This window comes from Faecalimonas hominis, assembly GCF_054660755.1.
The window spans coordinates 1-16191 of record NZ_BAAHSH010000017.1; the positions used below are offsets into that span (position 1 = coordinate 1).

Annotated in this window: 20 protein-coding genes and 1 pseudogene; 4 read left to right on the forward strand and 17 right to left on the reverse strand. The window is 38.2% G+C overall.

What is annotated here, in order from left to right:
* A partial coding sequence (locus ACYQ35_RS02290) for a transposase (protein ID WP_459829704.1) occupies positions 1-164 on the reverse strand: 164 nt, incomplete at its 3' end.
* A gap of 17 nt (positions 165-181) precedes the next feature.
* Between ACYQ35_RS02290 and ACYQ35_RS02295 the strand changes: the two genes are divergently transcribed.
* Positions 182-457, forward strand: a complete 276-nt coding sequence (locus ACYQ35_RS02295; protein ID WP_459829808.1) for a helix-turn-helix domain-containing protein — start codon at positions 182-184, stop codon at positions 455-457.
* Positions 458-541: 84 nt separating this feature from the next.
* Here ACYQ35_RS02295 and ACYQ35_RS02300 read toward each other — a convergent pair whose 3' ends face one another.
* Together ACYQ35_RS02300 and ACYQ35_RS02305 are read right to left on the reverse strand one after the other, a co-directional pair.
* A complete protein-coding gene (locus tag ACYQ35_RS02300) occupies positions 542-853 on the reverse strand; it encodes a type II toxin-antitoxin system RelE/ParE family toxin (protein WP_459829811.1) in 312 nt (103 codons plus the stop codon).
* Positions 837-1103: a type II toxin-antitoxin system Phd/YefM family antitoxin gene (locus ACYQ35_RS02305; protein ID WP_101871172.1), complete on the reverse strand. Its 267-nt coding sequence runs from the start codon at positions 1101-1103 to the stop codon at positions 837-839. The genes ACYQ35_RS02300 and ACYQ35_RS02305 overlap by 17 nt, the downstream gene beginning before the upstream one ends.
* Positions 1104-1319: 216 nt before the next feature.
* Between ACYQ35_RS02305 and ACYQ35_RS02310 the strand changes: the two genes are divergently transcribed.
* Together ACYQ35_RS02310 and ACYQ35_RS02315 are read left to right on the forward strand one after the other, a co-directional pair.
* A complete protein-coding gene (locus tag ACYQ35_RS02310) occupies positions 1320-3011 on the forward strand; it encodes a recombinase family protein (protein WP_459829815.1) in 1692 nt (563 codons plus the stop codon).
* Positions 3001-3363: pseudogene (locus ACYQ35_RS02315) on the forward strand (sigma-70 family RNA polymerase sigma factor); the annotation flags it as partial. The gene ACYQ35_RS02310 and the pseudogene ACYQ35_RS02315, both read left to right, overlap by 11 nt.
* A 17-nt stretch (positions 3364-3380) precedes the next feature.
* Here ACYQ35_RS02315 and ACYQ35_RS02320 read toward each other — a convergent pair.
* From ACYQ35_RS02320 to mtaB, 8 genes are read right to left on the reverse strand one after another with little or no spacing between them, the layout of a single operon-like run.
* On the reverse strand, positions 3381-4610 hold the full coding sequence (locus tag ACYQ35_RS02320) for a peptidase U32 family protein (protein ID WP_459829818.1): 1230 nt from the start codon (positions 4608-4610) through the stop codon (positions 3381-3383).
* Between the two features lie 15 nt (positions 4611-4625).
* The gene (locus ACYQ35_RS02325) at positions 4626-5267 is read right to left on the reverse strand and encodes an O-methyltransferase (RefSeq protein ID WP_009757228.1); all 642 of its coding nucleotides are present in this window, start codon (positions 5265-5267) and stop codon (positions 4626-4628) included.
* 56 nt (positions 5268-5323) lie between these two features.
* Positions 5324-6991, reverse strand: a complete 1668-nt coding sequence (locus tag ACYQ35_RS02330; RefSeq protein WP_009757229.1) for a ribonuclease J — start codon at positions 6989-6991, stop codon at positions 5324-5326.
* A gap of 13 nt (positions 6992-7004) precedes the next feature.
* Entirely contained in the window at positions 7005-7481 is a 477-nt protein-coding gene (locus tag ACYQ35_RS02335) for a Fur family transcriptional regulator (protein WP_459829823.1), read from the reverse strand.
* 24 nt (positions 7482-7505) lie between these two features.
* Complete coding sequence (locus ACYQ35_RS02340; RefSeq protein ID WP_009757231.1) at positions 7506-7766, reverse strand: DUF1292 domain-containing protein; 261 nt, start codon at positions 7764-7766, stop codon at positions 7506-7508.
* A gap of 21 nt (positions 7767-7787) precedes the next feature.
* On the reverse strand, positions 7788-8216 hold the full coding sequence (gene ruvX / locus ACYQ35_RS02345; RefSeq protein ID WP_459829828.1) for a Holliday junction resolvase RuvX: 429 nt from the start codon (positions 8214-8216) through the stop codon (positions 7788-7790).
* A gap of 4 nt (positions 8217-8220) precedes the next feature.
* On the reverse strand, positions 8221-8484 hold the full coding sequence (locus ACYQ35_RS02350; protein WP_009757233.1) for an IreB family regulatory phosphoprotein: 264 nt from the start codon (positions 8482-8484) through the stop codon (positions 8221-8223).
* Positions 8485-8540: 56 nt separating this feature from the next.
* Positions 8541-9833: a tRNA (N(6)-L-threonylcarbamoyladenosine(37)-C(2))-methylthiotransferase MtaB gene (gene mtaB / locus ACYQ35_RS02355; protein ID WP_459829832.1), complete on the reverse strand. Its 1293-nt coding sequence runs from the start codon at positions 9831-9833 to the stop codon at positions 8541-8543.
* A 131-nt stretch (positions 9834-9964) separates the two neighbouring features.
* Here mtaB and ACYQ35_RS02360 point away from each other — a divergent pair, with 131 nt between their 5' ends.
* Positions 9965-10195, forward strand: coding sequence for an HPr family phosphocarrier protein (locus ACYQ35_RS02360; protein ID WP_009757235.1), 231 nt, complete (start codon positions 9965-9967; stop codon positions 10193-10195).
* Positions 10196-10253: 58 nt separating this feature from the next.
* Here the strand turns inward: ACYQ35_RS02360 and thiI are convergent, their stop codons facing one another.
* The 6 genes from thiI to ACYQ35_RS02390 form a co-directional block, all read right to left on the reverse strand.
* A complete protein-coding gene (gene thiI, locus ACYQ35_RS02365) occupies positions 10254-11438 on the reverse strand; it encodes a tRNA uracil 4-sulfurtransferase ThiI (RefSeq protein WP_459829840.1) in 1185 nt (394 codons plus the stop codon).
* A gap of 37 nt (positions 11439-11475) precedes the next feature.
* Positions 11476-12633 carry a cysteine desulfurase family protein gene (locus ACYQ35_RS02370; protein ID WP_009757237.1) on the reverse strand — a complete coding sequence of 386 codons (1158 nt, stop codon included), beginning with the start codon at positions 12631-12633 and terminating at the stop codon, positions 11476-11478.
* A 43-nt stretch (positions 12634-12676) separates the two neighbouring features.
* The gene (locus ACYQ35_RS02375) at positions 12677-13414 is read right to left on the reverse strand and encodes a 16S rRNA (uracil(1498)-N(3))-methyltransferase (RefSeq protein WP_459829844.1); all 738 of its coding nucleotides are present in this window, start codon (positions 13412-13414) and stop codon (positions 12677-12679) included.
* 10 nt (positions 13415-13424) lie between these two features.
* Positions 13425-14378, reverse strand: a complete 954-nt coding sequence (gene prmA / locus ACYQ35_RS02380; RefSeq protein WP_459829847.1) for a 50S ribosomal protein L11 methyltransferase — start codon at positions 14376-14378, stop codon at positions 13425-13427.
* A gap of 90 nt (positions 14379-14468) precedes the next feature.
* Positions 14469-15029: a manganese efflux pump MntP gene (locus ACYQ35_RS02385; protein ID WP_009757240.1), complete on the reverse strand. Its 561-nt coding sequence runs from the start codon at positions 15027-15029 to the stop codon at positions 14469-14471.
* Positions 15029-16189, reverse strand: coding sequence for a MalY/PatB family protein (locus tag ACYQ35_RS02390; protein ID WP_459829853.1), 1161 nt, complete (start codon positions 16187-16189; stop codon positions 15029-15031). Before ACYQ35_RS02390 ends, ACYQ35_RS02385 begins: the two co-directional genes overlap by 1 nt.
* Positions 16190-16191: the final 2 nt, after the last annotated feature.

Below are 16191 nucleotides of genomic sequence, written 5' to 3' on the forward strand. Positions count from 1 at the left end.
CGGCTTTCAATATCACCTGTTTCACGCAGTTCTTTCTGCCAGCGTGATAAAGTCTGCTGACTGATTCCTAAATTTGTAGCACAGCCCTGCAGTCCTAAGGTCTTGTGATCATGATAATACTGGACTGCATCCAGCTTAAATTGTTTGTCATAGTGCTTTGCCATAATGAGATCCTCCTTCAGTGCGGTACCTACATTGTACCATAATTTTTCTTATAAGGAATTCTCATTTTGACTTGTACTATTTATATTCTAACACCATACGAAAAGAACGTGGCTACACACAGATTAAAATGCAACACCTAACTGGGATAGACCAAAGTGATTATTCTAAGATTGAAAACGGAAAACGATACTATACATTTGAGCAATGCAGAAAAATAGCACTTGCTTTAGATACCAGTATGGACTATCTAGCCGAATTAACAGATGAAAAGAAACCTTACCCGCGTTCTTAAAATCGCAAATAATGAAAGAACTGCCTATCATCAATCTTTCAATGACGGGCAGTTCTTCTGCTTAAAATTCTTATTCAATTTCATTTACAAAAATAGTTTGGTGTACTCTGTCTGTGTATCAGCAATATGATATACATAAACTGTTTTTTCTATCAGCCGATAGATAGAAACATATCTTTCAGATATGACCATGCGATACCCCTTTCGGTTCAACCATTTATCAGGTGTAAGTGAACCAGAATCTGAGTATAACTCCAAACGTTCAATACTATTTAATATCTGATCTGTTACTTTCATCGCAGATTCCACACCGAATTGAAGTAAATAATAGTCCTCAATACTTTTCAAATCTTCCCACGCAGTAGGAAGAATCTCAACTTTATATTGTTCCTGCACGTTCTCTCAGTTCCTTTCTTGCTTCGGAGATACTTCTTGTCTTTGCTCCGTTTAACCGTTCTTCTTCTGCCTGCATGATTTTGGCACGAAGTTCCAATGCCTGCTCCCTTTTCTCAAAGGCATCAATATTCATAAATACTCCGTCACCCTCGCCATTTTTTGTTATATAAATCGGTTCACTCGTTGACCTTGCAAGATTGGAAATAGTAGAATAATCGTTTCGTAATGTTGCTGAAGCCTTGATAATCATTTTCTTCACCCTTTCATATCATTTTCTTGATATAATTATATCCGTTTTTTCATATATTATCAAGTAAATCTTATACGGTTTTGTCATTTACAAATAAATTTACATAACAAAATTGTTGATTTGAATGCATGACACAACTACAATCAAATTCTTTTTGCAATCCTACAAAATCACATTTATACTTAACTTTGAAAAAGGAATGAAAGAAGGTTCGATATGAAAACACAGATAAACGGAAAAATTGCTATCTACTCTCGTAAGTCAAAATTCACAGGTAAAGGCGAAAGTATTGGAAACCAGATTGAAGAATGTAAAAAACACATTGCTTATAAATACCAAATAACCGATATGAATCAGATTGTCGTTTATGAAGATGAGGGTTTCTCTGGCAAGAACACAAAGCGACCACAATTTCAACAAATGCTGGGAGCCTGTCGAAACCATGAAATCAGTATGATTGTCTGCTATCGCTTAGACCGTATCAGCCGTAACACGATTGATTTTGCTCTTCTCTATCAGGAATTAGAACGATTGGACATCAATTTTATCTCTGTAACAGAAAACTTTGACACTACAACTCCTCTTGGAAGAGCCATGCTTTCCATTTCCTCCGCATTTGCTCAGTTAGAAAGAGATACGATAGCAGAGCGTATCAGAGATAATATGCTGGCTCTTGCTAAAACAGGACGGTGGCTTGGAGGAACAACTCCGCTTGGCTATATAAGCACAGCCAAGACTTCCGTTGACATTGAGGGAAAAATCCGTACTGCTTACCGACTGAAAACAGATTCCGATAACTTTTCTCTCACCCGTTTGATTTTTGATAAATTTTTAGACTTTCGTTCTCTTACGAAAGTGGAAACATATTTGCTTAATTATCACTATAAAACAAGAAATGGGAAAAATTTTTCTCGAACCGGAATACGTGACATTTTAAAAAATCCTGTCTATGCTGCTGCTGACGAAGATACTCTTTGTTATTTTAATGAGATAGGAACACTGATTTTCAATGAATCATCAGAGTTTAACGGAACTCATGGATTGATGGTATATAACAAATCCAATCAGGCAAGCGAAATTCCGCATAAACAACACAATTATTCCGAATGGATTGTTGCAATAGGAAAACATAAACCGTTATTGACAGGAAAAGAATGGTTACAGGTACAAGAACTTTTAGAACAAAACAAATCTAAAAGTTATCGTAAACCAAAAGATAATACTGCCTTATTATCCGGCATTTTAATTTGTGCCGACTGTGGAAGTTATATGCGACCAAAAGCGAATAGAAGTCTGGACGAAAACGGTAACAAACGCTTTTCTTATCTTTGTGAAACAAAAGAAAAATCACATGGACAACTTTGTAACATGAACCGCCCAGACGGAAATCTACTTGACAAAATGGTATGTGACCAAATAAAAGAAATTGCACAAGGAGAAGATGTCGATAAGTTCCACGAACAGTTAAAATATGCGAAAAAGCAATTACTGTCAAAAGAAGCATCTAATACTACCGAAATAGACCACTTACAGAAAGTACTCCACGATATTAACAGAAAAATAGAAAATCTTGTAATTGCTCTGTCTGAGGCAGACAATACTCCTGCTTTTTCTCATATCAATAAACAGATAAATAACTTGCACAAGGAAAAAATGAAGATTGAAAAGCAGATTCATACATTAAATGAACTTTTACAAAATCAAAATATACTGCTTGCCAACTTTGACGTATTGATTGAGAAATTATCTTCTTTTTCAGATTCTTTTGATATGATGTCGATTGAAGAGAAACGGACAACGCTAAGAATACTGGTCGCTAAAGTTGTATGGGACGGTACTCACGTACACTTATATCTAGTTGGTCAAAATAATGAAAAAACGAAGCCACAACGAGCGGGTTGCAAATGAAATTCTCATGATGTTGCGCGGTAAGAAAAAAACATCTAAAGAAGTTTCTCTTTATGAGCCTATCGGAACGGACAGAGAAGGAAATGAAATCCAACTTTTTGATGTCATTGAATCCGATGAGGAAGATGCCCCTTCTAAAGTTGCCTTAAAAGATGATATCAAAATGCTCTACGAAAAAGTATCCTCTGAACTTTCTCCGAGAGAGCGGCTCGTTTTGAAAATGCGATACGGTCTTTATGAAGGAGAGGAATATACGCAAAGAGAAATCGCCCGCCAACTTGGCATTTCCCGCTCCTATGTTTCCCGCATCGAAAAAAGTGCAATAGAAAAACTACGGACTTTCTTTTCCTAAAAGTCCGTAGTTTCTTTTTACTTTTCTTCCTGTCTTCTCAGGATATCATATTGATCCACCGGAATTCCCAAGTCTACATAAAGCACCTGTTTTGGGTGAGGAGCGCTCTCCTGTTCCTCTCCGTCCTCCGTCAAAATACGTTTTACCGTCACTTCCACATTGTCCCCGTTTGGTTTCATCACTTCGATTTTCTCTCCTACGGAAAACTTATTTCTCTGTTCAATGCGGTATGTGCCTTCCCGTTCTTCTCCTATAATTCCAAGATATGTGTACTCTTTTACATACGTATTGCTATCATAAATTTGTGTTGTTTCGTCCGGTTTTCCAAAGAAAAATCCCGTGGTAAACTGTCTGTATGTGCAGTTTGAAATCTGTTCCAAATACCATGGCATGTTTTTCTTATATAATTCCGGATCCTTCTGATAATCATCAATCGCTTTTCGATATGTTCTTGCAACTGTGGCGACATATAGAGCTGTCTTCATACGTCCCTCGATTTTCAGACTGTCAATTCCCGCTTCTAAAAGTTCCGGAATATGCTCAATCATACATAAATCTTTTGAGTTGAAAATATATGTTCCTCTCTCATTTTCATAAACCGGCATGTATTCTCCCGGTCTTGTCTCTTCCACAATGGAGTATTTCCAACGGCATGGGTGTGTACATGCTCCCTGATTCGCATCTCGTCCCGTAAAATAATTGCTGAGCAGGCATCTTCCTGAATAAGAAATGCACATCGCACCGTGTACGAATGTTTCTATTTCCAACTCATCAGGAATATTAGCGCGTATTTCTTTAATTTCTTCTAAAGATAATTCTCTTGCAGATACTACCCTTGTCGCTCCCAATTTGTGCCAAAATCTGTATGTTTCATAGTTTGTATTATTCGCCTGTGTACTGATATGTCTTTCAATATGCGGGCATTCTTCCCCTGCAAGCATAAACATACCCGGATCAGCGATGATTAGGGCGTCCGGATTCATTTCTCCCAACTCTCTGAAATATTCTCTTGTCCCTTCCAAGTCACCGTTATGTGCAAGGATATTAGCGGTTACATACACTTTCACACCGTGTTCATGTGCAAATTTTATGCCCTCTTCCATATCTTTTTTGGAAAAATTTTTCGCTTTCGCACGAAGTCCGAACGCCTCTCCTCCGATATATACTGCATCTGCACCAAATATAACTGCTATTTTTAATACTTCTAAACTGCTTGCCGGAATTAATAATTCTGGGTGTCTTGCCATTTGTCTGTTCCTTTCTTACTTCTTTGTACTGATTGCCACTCCGTCTCCGAGAGGGATAATGGAAGTCAGCAACTGTTCCTCATGTTTCAATCTATATAAATACTCTCTCATTCTGCTGTGAATTGTCCTGTTTCTTCTCTCCACGGCAAATCTTGATTCAATAATATCTCCGTCCTGCAATACATTGTCGGAGACAAGTACTCCGCCTTTTTCCAACAGACGAATCACTTCCGGCATATAGTTAATATACTGTGCCTTTGCCGCGTCCATGAAAATAAAGTCATATTTTTCTTCCAGACCTTTTAAAATTTCCAGTGCATCACCCTCTAAAAGAGTAATCTTGTCTTCTTTTCCCGCCCGCCGAAAGTTCTCTTTCGCAATCGGAATACGTTTTTCATACTTCTCAATCGTTGTAATCCTGCACTCTTCCGGCGCATATTCACTCATTAAAAGTGCGGAAAAGCCAACTGCCGTTCCCACCTCAAGAATATTAAGCGGTTTTTGAATCGCCAGAAGCACTTTCATAAAACTTTGCATTTCCTTGCGAATAATCGGAACAAAAGTTTCCAGCGCTTCTTTTTCTATTGTCTCTAATATTTCACTGTTTTCTGTTTCAAGAGAATTGATAAATGTAACCATACGTTCATCTACAATCATAACAGTTTCCTTTCCTCAAGTAAGGACGGCAGAATTTTCATTCCCCGTCCTTGTTTTTATACGTCCATAATAATTGGAAGAATCATCGGTCTTCTCTTTGTCCGTTTCCAAATAAATTCATTCATTGTATCCCGGATAACGAGTTTAATTCTGCTCCAATCTGCATTTTTGTTCTGCATCAGACAATTTTCCAATGCCTCTGATAAAATCTGTCTCGCCTCTTCCATCAGCCCTTCAGATTCTCTCACATAAACAAAACCTCTGGAGACGATATCCGGTCCTGCCAATACTTGATTTGTTCCTTTCTCTAAAGTAAGAACAACAATCAATATACCGTCTTCCGCCAAATGCTGTCGGTCACGCAATACGATGTTTCCAACATCACCCACACCTAAACCGTCAACTAAAATTGCGCCTGTATGCACCTTATCTACAACTTCCGCGCCTTTCCCATCTAACGCAAGTACATCGCCTGACTGCAATAAGAAAATATTTTCTTTTGGAATTCCAAGACTTTCTGCAATTCCCGCATTTGCACGCAAATGACGATATTCACCGTGTACAGGAATAGCGTATTTAGGTTTTACAAGGGAATAAATCAACTTAATTTCTTCCTGACAGGCATGACCTGAAACATGTGTATCCTGGAAAATAACGGTAGCACCTTTCTGTGAAAGTTCATTAATCACGCGGGAAACCGCTTTTTCATTCCCCGGAATCGGGCTTGAACTAAAGATAACGGTATCTCCCGGTTTAATGCTGACTTTCTTATGAATATCGGCAGCCATTCGCGACAGAGCAGCCATCGATTCTCCCTGGCTTCCTGTTGTAATCAGTACGGTTTTTTCATCAGGATAATTCTTCAACTGATCAATGGTGATCAATGTTTTATCAGGAATATTTAAGTATCCCAATTCTGATGCCGTCTCAATAATATTTACCATGCTTCGCCCTTCAACGACAACTTTTCTGTCGTATTTGTACGCAGAGTTAATAATCTGCTGTACACGGTCTACGTTAGAAGCAAATGTAGCGATGATAATTCTTGTATTTCTGTGTTCTGCAAAAATATGATCAAACGTCTTTCCTACCGTTCGTTCTGACATTGTAAATCCCGGTCTCTCCGCATTTGTACTGTCGGACATTAGCGCCAAAACACCTTTTTTGCCCAATTCAGCAAAACGCTGTAAATCAATCGCATCACCGAAAACAGGCGTGTAGTCTACTTTAAAGTCACCCGTATGCACAACGATACCTGCCGGAGAATAGATTGCCAATGCTGAAGCGTCCGCAATACTATGGTTTGTCTTAATAAATTCAATTCTGAACTGTCCTAAATTAATGGATTGTCCGTGACGTACCACTTTTCTTCTTGTGCTGCGAAGTAAATTATGCTCTTTTAATTTGTTTTCAATAATCCCCATCGTAAGTTTTGTAGCATAAATAGGGAAATTTAAGTCCTTCAATACATATGACAACGCACCGATATGGTCTTCATGACCATGTGTAATCACAAATCCCTTTACTTTCTGAATATTATCTTTTAAATATGTTATATCAGGAATAACTAAATCAATTCCAAGCATATCATCTTCCGGGAATGCAAGTCCACAGTCCACTACGATAATACTGTCTTCATATTCAAAAGCGGTAATATTCATTCCTATTTGCTCTAATCCGCCAAGAGCAATAATTTTCAATTTTGAGTTATTCTCTTTTTTCAAATTTACACCTCCATCATTCTATATGTTTCCGCACATTCTTTTCTTTCTCTATACAATCCTTACATTTTCCGTAAAGTTTTAATTCATGGTCCAAAACACAAAATCCCAATGTTTTCTCTATATGTTTTTCCAAATCTTCTAACAAATCATCATCAAAGGGAATAATCTTTCCACATTCTTTGCAAATCAAATGATGGTGATAATGTTTCGTATCACCCAAAAACTGATGTCCTATTTCATATCTCACACAGCCGTCATTCAATTCAATACGGTCTATTAACTTCATTTCCAAAAGCAACTGAACCGTCCGATAGACAGTTGCAATCCCTATATCCCGAAACTCATTTCTAACTAAATCATATATTTCTTCTGCTGTCATATGTCTATCTTTATGCTCCGCCAAAACTTTCAGAACAACCAATCGCTGATTTGTCACTTTCAGCCCTTTTTCCTTTAACATTGCTTTGAATTTTTCCTGATTTACAGACATATTCCACCTCTTAAAAATTGTACGTTACATTTCTATATCAATATCTTCCAATAATTCTTCAAATATTTTTAATACCGCCTCAAGTTCCGTGTCATCTTCCACTACCTGATAAACACTCTCGCTTTCTTCCGGCTTACTTGTATCTTTCAAAATCATACATTCCGCATCATCTTCTTCCGAATCCGTAACAAGAATATAAGATACGCCATTTACTTTTGTTTCTTCAAGAACAAAAAAATCTGCCGACTCTGTTCCGTCATCAAACATAAATTGAATTTTTTCCATCTCTTTTCACCTCATGAACACCTATTTTTTTAAATAAACCGAGTCCAAATATCCTTGAAGAATAAAAATTGCCGCTATTTTATCGACATATTTTTTACGTTCTTCTCTCCTTACATTGCTCTCTATCAATGTACGTTCTGCCTCCACTGTAGTCAGACGCTCGTCCCACATAATGACTTCAAGCCCTGTTCTTCTCTCCAGCATATCTTTAAACGCCAAAGACTTTTCCGCACGGTCACCAATATCATTGTTCATATGCTTAGGGAAACCAAGAACGATTTTATCCACCTCATATTCTTCTATTAACGCTTCAATACGGGCTAATGTTTTTCTCAACTTATTTTCTTCTTTTCTCTGAATCGTCTCAATTCCCTGTGCAGTCAGACAAAGGGCATCGCTAATTGCGACTCCCACTGTCTTAGAACCGTAATCTAATCCCATAATTCTCATTGTATTATTCCCATGAGTGATGCTCAATATACGTCTTAAGCATCTCTTCCACTAACTCATCTCTCTCCATCTTCATAATCAGGCTCCTGGCCCCATTGTGACTTGTAATGTATGTAGGATCACCTGACATAATATATCCGACAATCTGATTGACCGGATTGTATCCTTTTTCCCGCAATGCCTGATACACAATTTCAAGAATATCTTTTGCCTGAATTTGTGGAGCAGGTTCTACCTGGAAAAATTGTGTACTGTTTAAATCTTTCATTTCACCACGTCCTTTACTTTATTTCAACTTTATTCTAATATAATTGCCTATAAAATTCAACGTATAATTTGTGAATGATTATCAATTTTAATCTTTACCAACTGATTTTGCATGTTCTCATCGCCCTTTAAAGCCACTTTAATATATTCTTTCGTATGCCCTGTCTGATAGCATTTTCCCTCTTTTTCGACCTCTTCTTCCATCAGAACTTCCACTGTTTTACCGATAAATTTTTCTTCGTATTCTTTTCGTTTTCTTTCATCTAACTCCAGAAGTATATTGCTTCTCTTTGTCTTTATCTGCTCCGGAACCTGATTTTCCATTACGGCAGCCTTTGTTCCCTCTCGTCTGGAATATTTGAAAATATGTGTCTCATAGAAATTCACTTTCTCCACAAATGCTCTTGATTCTTCAAATTCCTCTTCCGTCTCCCCCGGAAATCCTACAATCACATCAGTCGTCAGCGCCGGATTGTCAAAATACTTTCTGAGCAGTTCACATTTCTCAAAATATTCTTCCGCAGTGTATCTTCTGTTCATTCGCTTTAAAGTCCCATTGCAGCCACTCTGTAAGGACAGGTGAAAATGCGGACAGATTTTTTCTAAACCTGAGATAGTCTTTGCAAATTCCTCCGTGATGATACGGGGTTCCAGAGAACCCAAACGTATTCTTTTTAATCCTTCAATTTCATTTACCGCCAAAATAAGCGACAATAAATCCTCTCCCTGTAAATCCACTCCATAAGAACTTAAATGGATTCCTGTGAGAACGACTTCCTGATAACCATTTGCCACCAGTTGTTTTACTTCCGCAACAACATTTTCTTTTTCTCTGCTGCGCACCCTTCCTCTGGCATAAGGAATAATGCAGTATGTACAAAATTGGTTGCAACCGTCCTGCACTTTTAAATATGCCCTTGTATGCTCCGCCGTTTTACTCAGATGCAGTTCCTCATACTCCTTCGTATGATTAATATCTATAATCTCTTTCTGTATACCATCATGTTTTTCCTGATACTCTTTCAAAATAGAAATTAAATCCTGCTTTTTATTATTACCGATAATAATGTCTATACTTTCATCAGTCTCCTTCGATTCACTTTTCGCCTGCACATAGCACCCTGCTGCAACAACAATGGCATTTGGATTCATTTTTTTTGCACGGTGAAGCATCTGACGTGATTTTCTGTCAGCCATATTTGTCACCGTACATGTATTGATAATATAAATATCCGCTCCCTCTTTAAACGGAACAATCTCATATCCCTCTTTTTCTAATAATTCCTGCATTGCTTCCGTTTCATAGGCATTTACTTTACAGCCCAAATTATGTAGTGCAACTTTTTTCATTTTTTCCTCCTTAAATTTATGTATAAAATAACGAAAATTTAACCTTTTCTTTGGCATATTGTTCCTTGACATTTTTTTCCTGACAACTTAATATATTCTTAGAGTAAAAAACATTCAAGGAGGTTATTCCAATGAAAACAGTACAAATTTCTTTAAATTCAATTGACAAAGTTAAATCATTCGTAAATGAAATCACAAAATTTGATTATGATTTTGATTTAGTATCCGGTCGTTACGTAATTGACGCAAAATCTATCATGGGTATTTTTAGTTTAGACTTATCAAAACCAATCGACTTAAACATTCATGCTGAAGATGATGCTGAAACTGTTCTCGAAGTATTAAAACCATACATTGTATAATTGAATTTATGAGTTTAAACGCCCCACAAATTTTGTGGGGCTTTTTTCATCTGCAATTTTATGGTTTTACAACAATTGTTTCTACAGTCTGAATTGCCTGCTCAAACAATTCATCAATTTTCTCTGTAAGATTTTCTTCTGAACGTCTGATAATGTTCAAATTCGGTTTTGTCACAGGGTGTTTTGCAACAAAAATTGTACAGCAGTCTTCAAACGGTAAAATGGAAGTTTCGTAAGTATCGATTTTTTCCGCAATGTCCACAATCTCCTGTTTATCAAATCCAATTACCGGACGGTATACAGGCAGTGTACATACATCATTTGTCGCCATAAGACTCTGCATTGTCTGACTGGCAACTTGTCCGATACTCTCCCCTGTAATAAGCCCGAGACAGCCGCTTTCTTTTGCAAAATGCTCTGCAATTTTCATCATATATCTGCGCATAATAATTGTCAGTTCATCATGCGGGCATTTGTCATAAATATATAACTGAATATCCGTAAAATTAACAATATTTAATTTAATCGGTCCCGAATATTTTGAGACAAGTTTTGCCAAGTCAATTACTTTCTGTTTCGCACGTTCACTTGTATACGGCGGTGCGTGGAAATAAGTCGCCTCCAATCCGACACCTCTCTTTGAAATCATATATCCGGCAACCGGACTGTCGATTCCACCCGATAATAAAAGCATTGCTTTTCCGTTTGTTCCTACCGGCATTCCTCCCAGTCCCGGAATAATTTCAGAATAAATATAAATTTCTTCTCTGACTTCAATATTTAATTTAATGGCAGGTTTATGCACGTCTACCTTTATCTCCGGAAACGCTTCTAAAATCGCTTCACCGATTTCGCAGTTAATTTCCATTGAATTTTTCGGGTAACTTTTCTTTCCACGTCTTGCCTCTACTTTAAATGTTGTGTTCTTATCCGGATACATTTCGTCCATATAATTCACAACTACCTTTTTCAGTTCTTCAAACCCTTTATCTTCCACATGAATAACCGGGCAGATTCCAACGATACCGAAAACTCTCTTTAATCCGGCAACCGCCTCATCATAATCAAAATCCCCCTCACAGTCAACATACACTCTGCCCTGCGATTTGTGTACATTAAATATGCCGTCCACGTCTTTCAACGCAAAGCGTATCTGACGCATAAGCGCGTCTTCAAAAATGTATCTGTTTTTTCCTTTAATACCGATTTCACCGTATTTTATTAAAAATGATTGAAACTTCATGTATATTCTTACCTTTCTCTACTTTTCTTCAAAACGACTAGTGTCTCGTATATCTTCTCAGCATTGGTATACAATTATATAATGTTTCCAGCGTATAGTCAATTTCCTCTTCCGTTGTAAATTCAGAAAGACTAAAGCGAATGGTCGCATCTAGAAATTCATTTTTTGCTCCGATTCCCTTTAGAACGCCGCTGATCGCGGGGTGGTTCGATGCACATGCCGAACCGGAGGAAACATAAATACCTTTTTCTTCGAGAGTGTGTAAAAGCACTTCACTGCGAATACCTGCAATTCCCACGCTGATGATGTGAGGAGCGCTTGTATCATCATATTTTCCATGAATGGTCGTGTCTTCAATTTTCATAATACCGTCAATAAAGCGCTGCTTTAATTCTCTCATGTGAGCAACTTTTTTATCTAAGTCCGTATAGATTTCTCTTGCCGCCACGCCAAGTCCTGCAATTCCCGGAACATTTTCCGTGCCGGAACGGATATTTTTCTGCTGTTCTCCTCCAAAGATAATCGGTCTCACCTTCGCCTTTTCATTTATATAGATTGCTCCGATTCCTTTTGGTCCGTGAATTTTATGTCCGCTTACGGAAAGCAAATCCACTCCCAGTTTCTTTGGATATATTTTGTATTTACCAAATCCCTGCACTGCGTCCACATGAAATAAAATGTTCTTATTATAATCTTTTACCAGTTTTGCCGCCTCTTCTATTGGCTGCACAGAACCGACTTCATTGTTCACATACATGACAGATACAAGGATTGTTTCTTCACACAACGCTTCCCTCAACGCATCTAACCGTATTTTTCCCTCGCTGTCAACAGGCAGATACGTTACTCTAAACCCTTCTTCCTGCTCTAAATATTGCATTGTATTTAAAATTGCCGGGTGCTCAATTGATGATGTAATCAAATGTTTCCCTGCACGGTGATTTGCCCTTGCCGCTCCGATAAGCGCCAGATTGTCACTTTCTGTTCCACCGGAAGTAAAAAAAATCTCTTTTTCCTGCACTTTTAACAGTTTTGCCAAAATCTCTTTTGCTTCTTTTATATATCGCTCCGCTTCCACACCCTTTTTGTGCATGGACGATGGGTTTCCGTAATCTTCGCACATCACTTTTTGTACAATATCTTTTACACTGTCATAACATTTGGTTGTGGCAGAATTGTCCAAATATACTTCCATGTTTCTTCTCCTATTTTCCTTATATTACTATTAAATTATGTATTTAACTTTCCAGATGATACATTAAAATCGACAAAACGGTCAGCCCTGCTGTTTCTGTTCTCAAAATACGTTTTCCCAATGTAATCGGCTCTGCTCCCATTTCCATTGCCTGCTCTACTTCCTCTTTTTCAAATCCGCCTTCAGGGCCGATGAAAATGCCAACAGACTGTCCCTTCTCTATCTGTCCGATAAATTCTTTCGTCTTGTCCATTCCTTCCGCCAATTCATATGGAACTAATACGATGTCCAGCGTTTCTGCGTAAGCAAGCGCCTCCCGGTAAGTCATCACTTCCCGCACTTTTGGTATCACTGTGCGCCCTGACTGCTTCGCACCGCCCTCCGCAATACTGTTCCACCTTTCCACTTTTTTTGCCGCTTTTTTCGCGTCTAATTTCACTACCGCTCTTTTTGTGGAAACAGGAATAATCTCATACGCGCCCAACTCTACCGCTTTTTGCACAATCCATTCCATTTTATCACTTTTAGGAAGTCCCTGAAACAAGTAAATTTTAGAAGGAAGTTCTGTATCTCCCAGTTTTTCTTCCACTATGTGTAAAAGAACCTTTTCCGCTGTCATATCCTCAATCCGGCAAATATATTTCTTGTTATTTCCGTCACTGATTTGGAGTTTTTCTCCCTTTTTCATGCGTAATACATTGCAGATGTGGTTTACGTCTGAACCTTCTATATAAATTTCCTCTCCGCTCACCTGATTCGGTGTCACAAAAAAATGGTGCATACTCTTTCTCCTAATTTTTTCTCGCCGTAACAGATACCCATTCTCCCTGGTATGTCACTTCAAGCACTTCTAATCCGGCTTCTTTTACGGCATTTACTACAGTTTCTTCTTTCATATCAATAATTCCGCTTGTAATATAAATACCGCCTTTTTTCAACTGGTGTACGATAATCGGCGTCAGAGGCACAAGTACGTCTGCTAAAATATTTGCCACAACAATGTCATATTTTTCGTATCCGACTTTATCCTGTACTTCTTTATCGTCGATAATATTTCCAATCATCACTTCATACTGTGATTTTTCGATACCGTTTACTTCCATATTTTCATAAGTGGCATCAATGGCACATGGATCTAAATCTGTTCCTACGGAATATTCCGCACCAAATTTTAATGCGAGCATTCCTAAAATTCCACTTCCACAGCCCACATCTAAAATTCTTGTCTGCGGTGTCACATATTTTCTTATCTGTCTGATGCAAAGTTGTGTTGTCTCGTGCATTCCTGTTCCAAAAGCAGTTCCCGGATCAATGTGAATAATCATTTTATCTTCATCTTCCGGTTTTACTTCTTCCCATGACGGAATGATGAGTACGTCGTCCACATAAAACTGATGGAAATACTTCTTCCAGTTATTTACCCAGTCCACGTCCTCCGTCTCCGATTCCTCAATCGTACATTCTCCTATATCTAAAAAGGATTTCATTTCTTCCAATTCCTTTTTGACATTTGCCAAAACAGTATCTGTGTCTTCCCCGTCATCAAGATAGAAACTTAAATAAGCAACTCCGTCATCTGCCTCAATTTCCGGAAGAATGTCTACAAACATCTGCTCTTTATCTGCCTGCGTAAGCGGAACTTTATCCTCAATTTCTACTCCTTCTATTCCCAAATCCATAAGCATGCTGCTTACGATATCTTCCGCCTCTGTGGTTGTTTTTAATCTGAATTTATTCCATTTCATTTTTATTCACCTCTTATAATATCTCCATTTTTTCCAAAATCTTTGGATAAAACTCTCCATTCCCTGTTAGTTGGCTGCTCTATCACGATTTTACATTAAATGTTCAACTAAAATTTTTACTCCCATAAAAATCAATATGACGCCGCCTGCAATTTCCGCTTTTGATTTGTAACGAGTTCCAAAAATATTCCCAATTTTTACTCCCGCTGCGGATAAAATAAATGTAGTAATCCCGATAATGCACACTGCCGGAATGATTTCCACCTGTAAAAATGCAAAGGTAACGCCTACCGCAAGTGCGTCGATGCTTGTTGCAACCGCAAGTCCCAACATTTCTTTTACGGAAAGCCTGTCCGTTTTCTCATCACTGATCTCTTCTTTTGAAAATCCTTCTTTTATCATATTTGCACCGATAATACCAAGTAGAACAAAAGCAATCCAGTGATCAATTGATGTAATCATTTCTTTAAATTGCATACCGAGTAAATATCCCAAAAGCGGCATACCTGCCTGAAATACGCCAAAATATAATCCTACTATGCCCTGCTTTTGCCATGTACATTTTCTCAAAGATAACCCTTTACAGATTGCTACCGCAAAAGCGTCCATTGACAGTCCTACGGCAATACAGATCAATTCAATTAAACCCATTATTCCAGTCCTCGCTTCAAGTTTTCCATTGCCTGTGCAATGTTTTCCGTTTTAGTTGCCAAATTTACGCGAATATAATACTTCCAGTCCTCTCCTCCAAACCAATCGCCATAATCAATGGCAAGATGACATTTCTCCTGCAATGTCTGTACTACATCTTTATCCTGAAGATATGGTTTCAAATCTATCCACATCAAATATGTTCCCTGTAATTCAGAGACAACTGCCTCGGGAAGTTCCCGTTCAATAAAGTGTCTTGCATACACATAATTCTCTTCAATTATCTTTAACACTCCATTCAGCCAGTCAAGACCGCCCTCATAGGCATTTTGCACTGCAATATAACCGAATCCGCTTCCCTGCATCACATGAATTTTCTCTGCAAAGTCATCAAACTCTTCCCTCAGTTTTTCATCTGCAAGTAAAATAAACGCATTCTGGCAATCTGCCAGATTGAAAGTTTTGCTTGCCGCCGTTAAAGCAATTATCTTATCCGTATATTGCCCGATACTTCCCGCAGGAATCTGTCTGTTTCCTTTTAATATAATATCCTGATGAATTTCATCTGCAACGAGAAGCACATGATATTTCTCGCAAAGAGAAATCAGGCGCCTTAATTCCTCTTCTTTCCAGACACGTCCTATCGGATTGTGCGGTGAACAGAGAATATACATTTTCACCTGTTCTTCCCGCATAATTTTCTCCATTTTATCATAGTCCATCTCATAATGCCCGTCTGTGCATTTCAATGGAACATCAGTCACTTTTCTTCCGTTGTCTTCAATACAGTGAAAGAATGGCGGATATGCCGGCGTGGAAATCATTACACTGTCTTCTTTCTCCGTAAAACACTGTACAAGCCAAAATAATGCCGGCACTACCCCGGGTGCAAACCGAATCCATTCCTTTTCCACATGGTAACCGTGCCTTTCTTTTTCCCAATTTATAAACGCCTCAAAAAAACTCTCCGGCACTTTATAGTATCCAAACACGCCCTTTTTGGCATATTCCTGCAAAGCCTTTCCAACACACTCCGGCGCTTGAAAATCCATATCCGCAACCCAGAGAGGAAGAAGGTCTTCTTTACCGAATTTTTGAAAGATCCCGTCCCATTTTTCACAATTTGTCTTTTTTCTATCCTGATATATAATCTTCTCCATTA